This window comes from Paraburkholderia sp. EG286B (assembly GCF_040965655.1).
Taxonomy (GTDB): domain Bacteria; phylum Pseudomonadota; class Gammaproteobacteria; order Burkholderiales; family Burkholderiaceae; genus Paraburkholderia.
Map to the genome: position 1 here is coordinate 96,388 of NZ_JBFRCF010000007.1, position 12,919 is coordinate 109,306.

The 12,919-nt window shown below is 65.3% G+C and carries 11 protein-coding genes; 3 read left to right on the forward strand and 8 right to left on the reverse strand.

Going from position 1 to position 12,919, the window contains the following annotated elements; translation table 11 throughout:
* Positions 1-9: 9 nt before the first annotated feature.
* The 3 genes from AB4Y42_RS17035 to AB4Y42_RS17045 form a co-directional block, all read right to left on the reverse strand.
* Positions 10-1,383 (reverse strand): LLM class flavin-dependent oxidoreductase, encoded by a 1,374-nt coding sequence (locus AB4Y42_RS17035; protein ID WP_368694795.1) that lies wholly within the window; start codon positions 1,381-1,383, stop codon positions 10-12.
* 50 nt (positions 1,384-1,433) lie between these two features.
* Positions 1,434-2,243, reverse strand: coding sequence for a class I SAM-dependent methyltransferase (locus AB4Y42_RS17040; protein WP_368694796.1), 810 nt, complete (start codon positions 2,241-2,243; stop codon positions 1,434-1,436).
* A 127-nt stretch (positions 2,244-2,370) separates the two neighbouring features.
* Positions 2,371-2,949 carry a sugar O-acetyltransferase gene (locus AB4Y42_RS17045; protein ID WP_368694797.1) on the reverse strand — a complete coding sequence of 193 codons (579 nt, stop codon included), beginning with the start codon at positions 2,947-2,949 and terminating at the stop codon, positions 2,371-2,373.
* Between the two features lie 163 nt (positions 2,950-3,112).
* On the opposite strand from AB4Y42_RS17045, the gene AB4Y42_RS17050 reads away from it, so the two are divergent.
* Complete coding sequence (locus tag AB4Y42_RS17050; RefSeq protein WP_368694798.1) at positions 3,113-4,387, forward strand: NRAMP family divalent metal transporter; 1,275 nt, start codon at positions 3,113-3,115, stop codon at positions 4,385-4,387.
* Here the strand turns inward: AB4Y42_RS17050 and AB4Y42_RS17055 are convergent.
* Positions 4,373-4,507: a hypothetical protein gene (locus tag AB4Y42_RS17055; protein ID WP_368694799.1), complete on the reverse strand. Its 135-nt coding sequence runs from the start codon at positions 4,505-4,507 to the stop codon at positions 4,373-4,375. The two genes, AB4Y42_RS17050 and AB4Y42_RS17055, sit on opposite strands and share 15 nt — an antisense overlap.
* 390 nt (positions 4,508-4,897) lie before the next feature.
* Between AB4Y42_RS17055 and AB4Y42_RS17060 the strand changes: the two genes are divergently transcribed.
* Positions 4,898-5,119, forward strand: coding sequence for a hypothetical protein (locus AB4Y42_RS17060; RefSeq protein WP_368688004.1), 222 nt, complete (start codon positions 4,898-4,900; stop codon positions 5,117-5,119).
* A gap of 340 nt (positions 5,120-5,459) precedes the next feature.
* On the opposite strand, the gene AB4Y42_RS17065 is transcribed toward AB4Y42_RS17060, so the two are convergent.
* The gene (locus AB4Y42_RS17065; RefSeq protein WP_368694800.1) at positions 5,460-6,926 is read right to left on the reverse strand and encodes an MFS transporter; all 1,467 of its coding nucleotides are present in this window, start codon (positions 6,924-6,926) and stop codon (positions 5,460-5,462) included.
* Between the two features lie 159 nt (positions 6,927-7,085).
* Between AB4Y42_RS17065 and AB4Y42_RS17070 the strand changes: the two genes are divergently transcribed.
* A complete protein-coding gene (locus AB4Y42_RS17070; protein WP_368688001.1) occupies positions 7,086-7,964 on the forward strand; it encodes a LysR family transcriptional regulator in 879 nt (292 codons plus the stop codon).
* A 30-nt stretch (positions 7,965-7,994) separates the two neighbouring features.
* On the opposite strand, the gene AB4Y42_RS17075 is transcribed toward AB4Y42_RS17070, so the two are convergent.
* From AB4Y42_RS17075 to AB4Y42_RS17085, 3 genes are all read right to left on the reverse strand, one after another.
* Positions 7,995-10,121 carry a D-(-)-3-hydroxybutyrate oligomer hydrolase gene (locus tag AB4Y42_RS17075; RefSeq protein ID WP_368688000.1) on the reverse strand — a complete coding sequence of 709 codons (2,127 nt, stop codon included), beginning with the start codon at positions 10,119-10,121 and terminating at the stop codon, positions 7,995-7,997.
* 234 nt (positions 10,122-10,355) lie between these two features.
* A complete protein-coding gene (locus AB4Y42_RS17080; protein ID WP_368694801.1) occupies positions 10,356-11,456 on the reverse strand; it encodes a TAXI family TRAP transporter solute-binding subunit in 1,101 nt (366 codons plus the stop codon).
* Positions 11,457-11,516: 60 nt separating this feature from the next.
* Positions 11,517-12,680: a hypothetical protein gene (locus tag AB4Y42_RS17085; RefSeq protein WP_368694802.1), complete on the reverse strand. Its 1,164-nt coding sequence runs from the start codon at positions 12,678-12,680 to the stop codon at positions 11,517-11,519.
* Between the last annotated feature and the right edge of the window lie 239 nt (positions 12,681-12,919).

The following is a 12,919-nucleotide window of genomic DNA, read 5'->3' on the forward strand; positions in this document are numbered from 1 at the left end:
TCAACGGAATCAGGAAGCGACGCGCAATGTGTCTTCCCGCTGCGTGGCGAAGCGGTTTGCGGGACGAGGCAAGCCAAGATGCTCGCGCAGCGTGCGCCCCGTATATTCCGTACGAAAGAGTCCGCGTCGCTGCAATTCGGGCACGACATACTGCACGAATTCGTCGAGGCCGCCAGGCAGCCACGGCGACATGATATTGAAGCCGTCGGCGCCTTCTTCCTCGTACCATTGCTGAAGCTGGTCGGCAATGCTTTGCGGCGTGCCGATCACCTGTTGATGCCCGCGCGCTCCCGCAATGCGCAGATATAGATCGCGTATCGTGAGATTGTCGCGCCGCGCGAGATCGAGCAGCAGGCGTTGCCGGCTCTTGCCGCCGTTGGTCTCCGGCAAATCGGGCACGGGGCCATCCACAGGATAGTGCGAGAGGTCGAGGCCGCCCGACATGTTCGCGAGCAGCTGCAGTCCCACGCTCGGATGGATCAGCGCCTGCAGCGCGTCGAACTTCTCCTGCGCTTCTTCCTGCGTGCGGCCGATCACGGGGAAAATGCCCGGCATGATCTTGAGATGCTCGGGGCGGCGGCCGTAACGTGCGAGCCGCCCCTTCACGTCGCGATAGAACTGCTTCGCTTCATCGAGCGTTTGATGCGCGACGAAAATCACTTCGGCCGTTTGCGCCGCGAGTTCCCTGCCGGCCTCCGAGGCGCCGGCCTGCACCACGACGGGCCAGCCTTGCGGCGAACGCGCGACGTTGAGCGGACCGCGCACCTTGAAGTGCTTGCCGCGATAGTCCAGCGTGTGCAGCTTCTCGGGGTCGAAGTAGATGCCGCTCGCCTTGTCGCGAATGAAGGCGTCGTCTTCCCAGCTGTCCCAAAGCCCGGAAACCACGTCGTAGAACTCTTTCGCGCGCTCGTAGCGCACGGCGTGATCGAGATGCTTGTCGAGGCTGAAGTTGTGCGCTTCGGTTTCGGTGCTCGACGTCACGAGATTCCAGCCCGAACGGCCGCCGCTCAGATAGTCGAGCGAAGAAAATTTGCGGGCTACGTTATAGGGCTCGTTGAACGACGTCGACACGGTAGCGATGAGCCCGATGTGCTTCGTGACCACCGATAGCGCGGAGAGCAGCGTGATCGGCTCGAAATGATCGGCGCGCGCGGTGCGCGAGAGCGAGGGCACATGCGTGTCGCGCACGCTCACGCTGTCGGCGAAAAAGACGGCGTCGAATTTGGCCCGCTCGGCCGTTTGTGCGAGTTCCGCGTAGTGCGCGAAATCGAGGCCGCCCGCGGCGTGCGCATCGGGGTGGCGCCATGCGGCGATATGGTGGCCCGTCTCCATCAGGAAGGCGCCGAGGCTCAATTGTCCCTGGCGTCGCGGTGCTGCGCTCATGTGTGCTCCTCGATTGCGGTCGGGTTCGCTGCGGAATGGAAGGCAGGGATTCAGTTTGCGAGCGGCTTGTGCGCCGTGGCGATGATCATGCGCCGCGTGAGCGCATAGCCGCGAACGCCGCGATGCGGTTCGAGCGCGCTCGCGAGCCGTGCGCGCACGCGTACAACGTCCCCGGGCGTGAGCGAGGAGAGGAAATTGCCGAACGAACTCGACCGGCTGAAGGCGAGCACATCGTCGACGTTGTCGAAGCTGTCGCCGAAGGCGCGAATCTCGTTGTGCGTCACTTCGAAGCCGGCGCCCTGGAGCAGGGTTGCCGAGCGCTCGCGCGTGAGCTTGTTCGGCGCACCGATTCCAGCGCGCTGCCATTCGGGCTCGCCAGCAAACAGCGCTCGCAGCACGACATGCAGGTCGTGTGGCGCTTCTTCGGGCATGGTCGTGTAGCCGATCCGGCCACCCGGCTTGAGCACGCGCCACGCTTCGCGCAGCGCCTGCGCCTGATCGGGGATCCAGTGAATCACGCTGTTGAAATACACCACGTCGTAGTGCGCATCGGGCACCGTGTCCAGCGCTTCGGCGCGGCCGACGCGCACGGCGAAGCGGCCCTGCGCGCGTTCGAGCGCGCGCTGCACGCGCAGCGGCAACGGATCGAGCCCGAGCACTTCACCGTGCTGGCCTACGCGCTGCGCCGCCGATTCGGTGAGGCGGCCCGTGCCGCAACCCACGTCGAGCACGCGTTCGCCTTCGCGCAAGCCGAGCACGTCGAGCAGTTGCAGACCGTGATGAAACTGGCGAATGCCAAGCCGGTCGTATGCTTCGACGAGCGTGGCGGAATCGAGTTGAAGGCTGGGCGCGTTCGACATATCGTGGTCCTGACCAAAGTTTGGCAGGGCCATTCTTGCCGATCGGTTATCTCACCACAAACAAGCAATTGAGCTATTGATAGTAGCGCGAGTGAGTTCGCGTCGATTCCGCTGCTACGGCGGAATTTCAATCCGCGGGGGCCGTTCCTGACTCCGCAATCGACCGGATGACGCGCGCCGGATTGCCGCCGACGAGCGTATTCGGCGGAACGTCTTTGGTGACCACCGATCCCGCCGCCACCACCGAGTTCTCGCCGACGGTTACTCCGCCGATAATGGTCGCGCTGGCGGCGATCCAGACGTTCCTTTCGATCGCGATGGGCTTTGCGACGACGCCGTCGCGCCGCCGGGAGGGTTCGATGGGATGGCCGGACGTGATGAGGCTGACGTTCGGGCCGATCATCACGTCGTCGGCGATCTCGAGGCCGCCCAGATCATAGAACGTGCAGCTCTGGTTGACGAAGACATTGTGGCCCACGCGGATCTCGACGCCGCCCGTCGTGTAGAACGGCGGGATCAACAGAAAGCTGTCGTCGACCGGCTTGCCGATGAGTTCGCTGAACAAGGCCCGGACTTCATCGGCATCGTCGAAGGTCAAGCGGTTGATCCTGGCGGTGATCGCCATCGCCCGTTTGAGGTTGGCCGTCATGGCCGCGGATTCCGGCGTTCGTCTGGCAATTATCGTGGTGCGGTCGTCATTCGCCATGCGTCGTTTTTCTCCAGTGATCGCCGGATTGTGCCTCAGAGGTTGATCTGTCCAGCCATCTCGACATCCCGGTTCGCGGGCAGGCTGTGCCGGGGGACAGCGGGTCCGGACCCGCACGCTACAATCGCGCGACAGATACTACAGGCGCAATCTTTCAGAACGCATGACCCCTCTCCCGACGCTCAAGCAAACCGTTTCGCGAGGACTGCGCCGGCTCGCCCTGTGGGGCCCGGGGCTGCTCGTGATGCTGGCCGACTGCGACGCCGGCAACGTCGTGACGGCCGCGCAGGCCGGCGCGCAAACGGGGCTGCGGCTCCTGCCCGTGCTGCTTGGGCTGGTTCCGCTGCTCTACATGGTTCAGGAACTGACCGTGCGCCTCGGCATCTTCACCGGGCGCGGTTATGGCGAACTCATCCGCTCGCGCTTCGGACCGGTTTGGGCGGCGCTGGCCGCGGCGGGACTGGTCGTGGCCGTGCTCGGGTCGCTCGTGACGGAGTTCACCGGCGTTGCCGGCGTGGGGGAAATGTACGGCGTATCGCGTGCCGTCACGCTGCCGCTCGCCGTCGTCCTGTTGACCGGCATCGTGCTCACGGGCTCGCACAAGCGCGTCGACCGGATCGCGATTGCCATCGGTGCATTCGACCTGACGTTCTTCGCCGTCGCATGGAGCGCGCGCCACGAACTCCAGGTCATGGTCCCGCAGATGACCCACCTTGCAGCGGGCGGCCGTGAGGCCGGCTATCTGGCGGCGGCGCTCATTGGCGCGACATTCAATCCGTGGATGGTGTTCTATCAGCAGGCGGCGGTCGCGGACAGCCTCACGGCGAAAGACTTCACGTCGGCCAGAGTCGAGACGGCGGTCGGCGCCGTCCTCACGCAATTGCTGACGGCAGCGGTGCTCGTCGCGGCGGCGGCAACGCTGTCGGCGCATGGCGAGCCGCGCTCCCTCGACAGCATCGGCGAAATCAGCAATGCGCTCGTTGCCGTCACGGGCCCGTTTGCGGGGCGCCTGCTCTTCGGCGCGGGCGTGCTCGGTGCGGCATTGGTGGCCGCCATCGTGAGTTCTCTCGCGTTGGCCTGGGGGCTCGGCGATGTGTTCGGCTACCGCGCCTCGCTCGAGGTCCGTCCCGACCGCGCGCCCTGGTTCTACGGCGCGTATGCGTTGGCCGTTGCAGGCAGTGCCTGGGCTGTCTGGCTCGCGCCCGACCTCGTTTCCCTGAACGTTGCGGCGCAAGTGGTCAACACGTTGATGCTGCCGCTCGTGTTGGGGTTGCTCGTCGCCCTTAGCGTCACCACGCTCCCGCAACGGTATCGGCCGCGCGGGTATTACTTGTGGCTCGTGGTTTTCGTGGGCGCGGTCGTGTGTGCCGCGGGTGCGTGGGGCGCGCTGCAGGGTTTGCGTCCTTCACTCGCCATCGCTGGCTTACAGATTCTTTAATAGTGCGTAGTAGACGGCGGCGAACACCACGACGATGCCGATGTTCACGGTCAGCCGCAGCCAGAAAAGATTCTTGAGGAAAATAATATCCACGCCGACGATAACGGCTATCAACAACAAGATGTAAGTCGCAACGTACACGTGTCTCATCATTTCGATCGCCAGTGAAAAGATCCCGGTGGCTCGCTGCCATCGAATCAGGATACGCCGGGACGGCGTGCCTCACACATCGCATACGTTTCCATTCATTTCACCGCCTGGTGCGGCGCATCAGCCAGGCTCGCCCGACGCAGCCAGCCGCACGTTTCCCGATTTCCGTTGTTTTGTTGCTATCTTGCTGAAATCGATGTTGCAAAGGGCTTTTCTGGCTATAGTTAAAGTGCTTTCTCAAACACTTGATGCAACGCGGTAAGAATTGCGCTTTGCATCAAGAACGTTCGGTTTGTGCAGGGTGTTTCGCGGTTGCCGGCGAAAAGGGCTGCAAAACTAACCGATCTCTGGGAGGACCAGATGAGACGCACGAAGACGCAGTCACTGCGTTACCAGGTCGAAAAATGGCTCGCACCGACCTCGCCGGTGCATGTCACCGCGTTTGGTCATACCCCTTCGGGCAGGGCGCGCTACGTGTGCGTGGAGACGCGTCAGACAACGGGATTTCACGCGCTGTTCTTCTTTCAGCACGACGACGGCTACTGGAATGTATTTCCTCCCGTGAGCGACCAGGCCCAGTGAGGCGAGAAATATCGTTAGGCGTCCAATTTAATCGCAGGTGCGCTGAAGGATCGCCGGCCTCGCGTCGGCGCTTTCCTTGCCGCCATACTTCGATGTCTCGTGGCCCAGGTCGTGAAAGCGGCATGCGAGTCAGCGCGCCGTTGTCCACACAACTTCCCCCAGCACGTGGATCGCCCAGAAAGACGTGGTGTTCCGCGCGAACGTGGAGAACCTGTTCGGCAGCCGCTACTGGATCCAGCAGGGCACCTGCCTCACGACCTCCGCGCCGCGCACCGTACTGCTCTCCGCGCAGATCGACTTCTGATAGCGAGGATTCCGCAGCAAATCTCTGCGGATTCGTTTACGTAGCGGGACCGTTCGCATGCGTACGCCGATGCAGCGGTCCCAGCGCAGTGGAGAGCAGCGCGCAGGGCAGCAGGATCGCGACGAGTGCGAACATCGTGGTCCTGAACGCATGAGCGTAGTCGATGACGCCGGGCGCCGCGCCGAGCGTCGAGAAGAACAGGCCGCCCAGCGTGGCCGCGCCGACGGCGGCGCCGATCTGCAGCGTCGCCGTGACCATGCCCGAGGCGATGCCCGCGCGCTCGGGTTCCACTTCGGCCAGCACGATGCGCACGACGGAAGGCAACACGAGCCCCTGGCCGATGCCGATCGCCGCGAGTCCGAGGTAGAACCCCGCGCCGGGCTGCGCCACGCCCGCGAGCGCAGCCGCAGTGGCGAGTCCGCCCGCGAGCATCACGAAGCCCAGCGTCAGCACGCGATAACCGCCGAACCGGCGCACGAGGCGCGGCATCAGCAGCGGGCTGGACAGAAAGCCGATGCCGAACGGCAGGATTGCGAGTCCCGAAGCGAGCGGCGTCCAGTGCAGGCCGCCTTGCAGATAAATGCCATAGGTCAGGAAGAACGCACTCATCGTATAGAAGAGGAACGCCAGCACGAGGCCGAGGGCGATGACCGGATTGCGGAAGAGGCGCACGTCGAGCAGGGGATCCTTGCCGTTGACGAGGCTGCGCCACTCCACGCGCAGCAGCAGACCGAGCATGGGCAGCGAGCCGGCCAGGCAGGCGAGCATCCACAGCGGCCAGCCCGACTCGCGTCCGCGCGTGAGCGGATAGACGAACATCAGCAGAAACAGCGACAGCAGCAGGGTGCCCGGCACGTCGATGCGCTTGCCGCGCGGCGGCCGGCTTTCCGGGATGAAGCGCCAGCTGCCGATGAGCGCGAACACGCCGATGGGCAGGTTGACGAGAAAAATCGCGCGCCAGCCCAGGCCGAACGGATGCAGGCTGATGAGCGCGCCGCCGCCAAGCTGGCCGATCACCGCGGCAACGCCGAAAACGAACGCGTAGAGTCCCATCACGCGCACCTGCTCGTGCGGCGTGAATACGCTGCGGATCGTGGCGAGCACCTGCGGCGCGAGGGTCGCGGCGAACAGGCCTTGCAGGATGCGTCCGGCGACGAGCGCCGTGCCGCTGGTGGCGAGGCCGCAGAACGTGGAGGCGACGACGAAGCCCGCCATGCCCACCATGAAGATGCGCTTGCGGCCGTACAGGTCGCCGAGGCGGCCGCCCGTGATCAGCATGACGGCATTCGCGCATGCGTAGGCCGAGACGACCAGCTGGAGTTCGGACGCGTTCGCGCCGAGTCCGTCGCGGATGGCGGGCAGCGCGAGATTCACGATGAAGTAGTCGAGCGGCGGCAGAATCGCGCCCACCAGCAAAACGACCAGCGCCCAGCCGTGATGGCCGTGGCTGGCGTCGGCGGCTCGCGGTGCTACCGCGCAGGCGGCGTACGTATTGTCAGACATGAGTGTGCTCAGCGATAAAGGGCTGGATTTCGTCAGGCTGCGCTATCCGGCACGCGCGCAGCGTGGGCGTCCAGTCGACATTCTGGTCAATCTCGATCTGACGGAAAAGCGGGAATTGGTGGTAGTATCCATCGAGTTATTCGATGGATGTGGAATGTCATGCGTGGCTTCGAATTCGACCAGTTGAAGACGTTCGCGGCGGTGGCGAACGTGGGCAGCCTTTCGGCGGCGGTGCCGCTGCTGCATCTTTCGCAATCCACGATCAGCGAGCAGGTGCGCAAGCTCGAGGTGCGCGCGGGCATGCCGCTTTTCGTGCGCAGCAAGCGCGGGGTGGAACTCACGCCCGCGGGCACGCGTCTGCTCGACCATGCGCGGCGTCTCGTGGCGCTCAACGAAGCCGCCTTCGACGACGTGCGCGGCCAGGCCATCAAGGGCGAGCTGCGCGTCGCGATCACCGAGTACTTCCGCACCAACGAGGTGGCCGGTTTGCTCGTGCGGTTGCGCGACTGCTATCCGCAGCTGAGCTTGCATGTGAGCGCGATGAAGAGCGCCGATATCGAGCTCGCCTATGCGAAGCGGCAAATCGATCTCGGCGTGGTCATGCATCTGTCGCATGGCCCGTTCCGTCCCGCCGCCACCGACGCGGACGCGCGCTGGGAGTTGCTGCGCGAGCCGCTCTACTGGGTCGCGTCGCCGGCGCTCGCCGAGCAGTTGCCGCAGGCGTTGCCGCTCGTGCTGCTGCCGGGCGACTGCATGATGCACCAGGTCGCGGTGCGCTCGCTCGAAGAAAACGACATCCCGTACGTGCTCGTTCACAGCGCGTCGGGCGTGGCCGGGCTGCAGTCCATGCTGGCAGCCGGCCTGGGCGTGGGCTGTCTGTGCGCATCGGCAATCGGGGAGGGCCTCATGCGGCTCGGCCCGAGGCACCGGCTGCCGCCGTTGCCCGATGCCGTGTTCTCGCTCCTGCCGCCGCATCCCGGCGAAGGGGACACCGTGACACAGGCGAGGGAAGTGCTGTCGCGGCAACTGCTGGTGTGAGGCGACCGCCGCGACAGCGTCCTTCGCGCGTCAATGCGGCACGTTCACGACCCCGTCGTTCGCGCGGATTGCATTGCTGCCCGGGTTCTCCACGATGGCCGGCAGGTTCGCGAGGCCCAGCGCCGGCGCGGCGCCCGGGTTGCCGCCGCGCGGGATCGTGCGGATGACCTGGGAAGGCGGCAGCGGCGTGCCATTCTTCAGATGACTCCACATCAGATTGAGCGCCGCGATGTTGTAGTAGTGCACCGGCACGAAGTGCGTGTCGAAGCCCGGCACCGCGAGGAACGCATCGAAGTGCTGCCCGTTCAACACCTCGTAGAGCGACAGGTGGCTGCGCGAACCTTCGCGTTCGCTGTTTGCCGCGAGATACGCGCGCGAGGCATGATTGATCGGCACGAGCGCGTCGCTGCGGCCTTGCACGATGATCGCGGGCTTGCCGTGCAGGTTCGCATTCACGCTGATCGCCTGGACGCTCTGGCGCATGCGCGGATCGCCCTTCGTCCACAACGCGCGCAGACATGCCGCGCCCGCGAAGCTGGCATCGGGCGTGGCGAGCCGATGGTCGGCGCCGCCAGGCGGCGTGACGTCGTAGACGAGGTTGACGCCATTGGTCGGCGGCACGCCGTTGCCCACGCCAAAGATGGTCAGCATCGGCGAGACGGCGGGCGCAACGCCCGCGGCACCCGTCGCAGCATTCGTCGTACCGAAGCTGAATCCGCACAGGTTGTCGAGCACGCTCGAGCGCGTGTAGGCGTTGGCGTAGGTCACCGCAACCGCCGGCACGGCCTGCGAATCCCACATCGGCGCCTGCAGCAGATCGGAGTCTGCTTCATAGCCGGCCTCATGCAGGCGGGCGAGCGCGTCGTTCGCCTGCGCCTGCGTGTCGCCGCCGTGGATGTAGCCTGCCGCCGCGAGCGAGGTGCAGCGCGCCTGGCGAATCGCGGTCGTGGTCGCCAGGGGCAGCGCGGTGAGGTAGGGCGCGCCGGCGGCGGCGTCCGCGAGCGCGGCGCACGGTTGCAGCAGGTTCGCGAGCGTCATGTAGTCGGCCAGCGGTTTGCCGGCCGCGGCAATCCGCTGACCGCCTTCCCTGACTTGCGCGTCGCCGGGCAGGCGCACGTTGATCTGCGGTTCGCCGACCACCACCGCCGTGATCCACTTGCCCGTGTCCTCTTCGGCTGCCGCGAGCGACGCACCGCCGCCGTTGCTCACGGAAGCTGCGATCGTCGTAATGTCGCCGGGCGCGTAGCGTACGCCGTGATTCGATGCGTCGACGCGCGGCGCGAACTGCTGGTTGAGCACCCAGTACGCGAACTGGACTGCTTCGAGCGTGTCGCGGCCCCAGTCCGCTTCGGGGTTCAACTGCGAATGCGCGTGCTTGAACGCATAACGGTTCGGAAACTTCTGGTTGTAGGCGGCGAGCGCGCCCGCGGGCACGTTCGCGGTGAAAATGCTCGTGCGTCCAGCCGTTGCGGCGTTGGCCGTGACGCCATCGATCAACGTCACGAGGCCGCTCATCAGTTCTTCTGCGCCGTTGCCCGAGCCCTTGTCGGTATAGGCGACCGCGCAGCCGCGCTTGAGTCCCCACTCGCCGGCCGCCGAGATCGCGCCGTACACGCCGCGCGAGCCCGACGACGTGGCGGTCACGATGCACGGGTTCGCCGGATCGAAGCTGGTCGGCACCTGCACGAGCAGGCTGACGTTCTGGCGGCCGCTGCCGTCGTCGGCGAACGCGAGATATTCGGTGCCGGCAATTTTGCCTTCACCCAGTGTGTCGTTGCCGTATACATCGACGTTGGGCCCCCAGAAGCGGCCATAACCGCCGTTCGCGCTGATATCGACGAGCGCGCGATAGTTCGACCAGATCGCGAGCCGGCGCAGTTCCGCCGCCGTCGGGGCCGCGGGGTTCGCGATGGCCGGTTGCGCCCCGGCAAGCCCGGTTTTGCCGAGCCCGGCGGTCAACAGATCGTCGCTGACGCCATCGTAGCTGGTGGTTTGCAGACTGCTCGCCACCACGAACGACGGCAGTCGGTTGAATGCCGGGTGACTGGCATTGTTCCCGGCAGCGTGTGCGCCGGGCACGAGCGCCGCGCCTGCAATGGCGATCGCGGCACACAGGCGTGCCGTTATACGCCGGACTGTGAACGGGGTATCTCTCATGGGTGTCTCCTTGTTTGTTGTTAGGCTAGGACGCACTGCATCGGGAAGACCGTTTCGACGTGCCGGCATGACGGCACCCATGGACATTAGGACATCCTGAAAGCAGATACCAGGAGAGATTGCATGCGGGCGCAAGGGGATCGCCTTCCACGCCGTGCTGGCGTTGGAAGGGTCCCCTTGCTGGCTGTTCACGCGCGATGGGAACCGCGTTCCCTCAGAGGATTCCTTGCGGGATTACTTGCAGAGCAGGAGCAGGCGCTCCTGATCCGGGCATGGCCGCCCATCGACTTTTTGCGCGGCGGCAGCGCCTTGCGCCGCAGTCGACCCCGTGGCGGCCTGCACCGCGGCGCGGTGCGCGAAACACGCCTTCAGGCGTCGCTCAACGGGCGGATAGTATTGCCAGCCTTTGCCGAGGTCCGGTAGATCGAGCTTTACCTGCTTCCACTTCGGATGGCCGTGCTCCTGCAGGTTGTCGAAGTTCGCGCAGAGCGAATCGGCAAAACGCTTCAGGTTGCCGACCGTATCGCGCAGGTTGTAGTCATAGGTGACGAGAAAGGCCTTGACGGTCCACGTCGGCACGTCTTCCTTGAGCCAGTTCGGGTAGCTCGACACGTGGATCGTCGCGGGATAGTAGGTCTGCTTTGCGCGCGCCGTTTCCGGCGCGTTCGCATCGACGCGCAGGAAGCGGATCTGCTGCAGCAATTCGGGGTTCATGTCGGTGAAGAGCTTGGCGGGCTGCCCGGCGACGATGATGGCCACATCGATCTTCTTGACGATGAGCGCGGCCAGCGCGTCTTCGTTGCTCAGGTGCTGCGCGTTCTGCTCCGGAATCGGCTGGCCGAACATGAGGCGGTACAGCGTCGTCGCCGACTGCGCGGTGCCGCTGCCGATCAGGCCGACGCTGATCACCTTGTCCTTGATCTCGTTGATCGTCTTCATCGGCGAGTCGTTACGCACCACGAAATAAATCTCTTCATCGTAGAGCGGCATGATGAGCCGCAGCGGCCGTATCAGCGTGCCGGCCTCTTCGTTACCGGAATTGGCCATGTCGACGTAGGCCTGGTAGACATCGGACTGCACGAGCGCGAGCTTCACGCCGGGCTCGAAACGCATGCGCTGCACGTTTTCGGCCGAGCCTTTCGATGGGATCACTTCGAGGTCGATGCCCGCCGGCTGCGCGACCCATTTCGCGAGGTCCTGGCCGATCTGAATGTAGGTGCCGCGCTCCGGGCCGGTCACGATGCGGTAGTGCGCGTCGACCTCGGCGGCGACGGCGAGCACCGGGAAAAGCAGGGCGATCAGCGCCGCCACTCCCGCTAGAGTCGTTTTCAGCATGGTCTCTCTCCCGCCTTGTTTGCGATGTACGGCAGACTTCGATATGTTATGGAATCCTGTTCAATGCGCGGCGCCAGGCGGCGCGGCGTGCTTCCAGCCGTTTTGCACGATCGCACGCTGCTGGGCGTCGACGCTGTTGTCGCCGCCGGTGGGGCTGGCGGCGGTCGCGACGTTTGCCGCGTGCGTGGCGTTCGTCACGTTCGCAGTGTTCAGGGCGCCGGGCAGTGGCGGCGGCGAGGCGCTCGTGTTCCAATCCTGCGACGACGGCAGCCGCACGGTGTCCGCGCCGCGCGGCAACGCCGCTGCCGCGTTCGTTTGCGGGGCGCCATTGGGTGGACTGAGCGGCTTCCAGGCCGTCGATACGATGGCGCGCTCCATCAACGATTGCGCAGCCTGACTGCTCGAATCGATCGCGAGCGCTTCCGAAGCCTGTTGCTGCACGCAGGCCCAGGCACGCTGCGCGACGCAGCGGTCCGCGTTCTGCAACGCGCTATCGCGCCGTTGCTCGCGCGCCGCGATATCGCTTTGTAGCGCGCGCGCCTCCTCGTTGTCCCCGTCGCGCGCGAGCACGGCGTTCGCCACGGCCTTCGCGTCGAACAGGTTGTTTTCTGCAAGGCTGTTCCGTGCGATGCGCAGACCGTCGGCCACGTCCGCGAATTGCGGCGCGGGGTGCGCATTGCGCGGGGGCGATTGCGGCTGCTCGCTGATCTGCCTGGCGGCGCCAGGGGGCATCTCATCGGTCTGTCGCGCAGAGGCATCGGTTGAAACCGAACCGCCCGAAGAGTGCAGGGTCTCTTCGCTGGCGGTACCCTCCCGCTGGCGGTTCGCACCGAGCAGCAGATACGTGCCGTACGCGAACGCAAGAATCAGAGCGATCACGAACAGGCCCCTGGGAAAGATCCATTGCGACATGTGCGAGAAGTGCAACCCATGCGTAAGCGCTGCGGCGTGCTGTGCGGCGTGCGGGTAGCCGGTGTCCAGCGACGGCCCGTCGGTCGCGGGCACGACCGCCTGCGCGAGCTTTGCGGCCGCGGGGGCAGGGGGCGCCGCCGCCGTGGCGCAGAGGGGGGGCAACGTGGCTTTCGGATGGGTGCCCAGCGCGACTTTGTCGAGTGGGCAATCCGTGCCGCAGTAAGGACAGAATTCGAAGTTCTCGTACAGCAGTCCGCCGCAACGCTTGCACGCCGCGGGGAAATTCTGGTCGCGACCAATCTGAGCGGACATGATGTCGTCCCACCGTTATGGCAATGCCATTTCGGCATGCTCAGAATCGTCGTTGAAGCGATGGGCAAGGCCTCGCGGAACTCACGATCTGCATGCGCAGGAAAGCGACGGGGCCGGACCGAGCGCAGCCGTCTGGTCAAAATATGGTTGATTTCGCACAGCGCGTCAATCTCCGTTGTTGCCCAGCGCACATATGCTTGATGGCTGCGTTCTGGTGAAGATCGCGTTGCGGAATTTTT

Excerpts from the sequence above, each read along its gene's own strand:
- AB4Y42_RS17045 (WP_368694797.1), bottom strand. The coding sequence starts at position 2,949 with ATGGCGAATGACGACCGCACCACGATAATTGCCAGACGAACGCCGGAA.
- AB4Y42_RS17080 (WP_368694801.1), bottom strand. The coding sequence starts at position 11,456 with ATGCTGAAAACGACTCTAGCGGGAGTGGCGGCGCTGATCGCCCTGCTT.
- AB4Y42_RS17050 (WP_368694798.1), top strand. The coding sequence starts at position 3,113 with ATGACCCCTCTCCCGACGCTCAAGCAAACCGTTTCGCGAGGACTGCGC.
- AB4Y42_RS17035 (WP_368694795.1), bottom strand. The coding sequence starts at position 1,383 with ATGAGCGCAGCACCGCGACGCCAGGGACAATTGAGCCTCGGCGCCTTC.
- AB4Y42_RS17085 (WP_368694802.1), bottom strand. The coding sequence starts at position 12,680 with ATGTCCGCTCAGATTGGTCGCGACCAGAATTTCCCCGCGGCGTGCAAG.
- AB4Y42_RS17070 (WP_368688001.1), top strand. The coding sequence starts at position 7,086 with ATGCGTGGCTTCGAATTCGACCAGTTGAAGACGTTCGCGGCGGTGGCG.
- AB4Y42_RS17060 (WP_368688004.1), top strand. The coding sequence starts at position 4,898 with ATGAGACGCACGAAGACGCAGTCACTGCGTTACCAGGTCGAAAAATGG.
- AB4Y42_RS17075 (WP_368688000.1), bottom strand. The coding sequence starts at position 10,121 with ATGAGAGATACCCCGTTCACAGTCCGGCGTATAACGGCACGCCTGTGT.
- AB4Y42_RS17040 (WP_368694796.1), bottom strand. The coding sequence starts at position 2,243 with ATGTCGAACGCGCCCAGCCTTCAACTCGATTCCGCCACGCTCGTCGAA.
- AB4Y42_RS17065 (WP_368694800.1), bottom strand. The coding sequence starts at position 6,926 with ATGTCTGACAATACGTACGCCGCCTGCGCGGTAGCACCGCGAGCCGCC.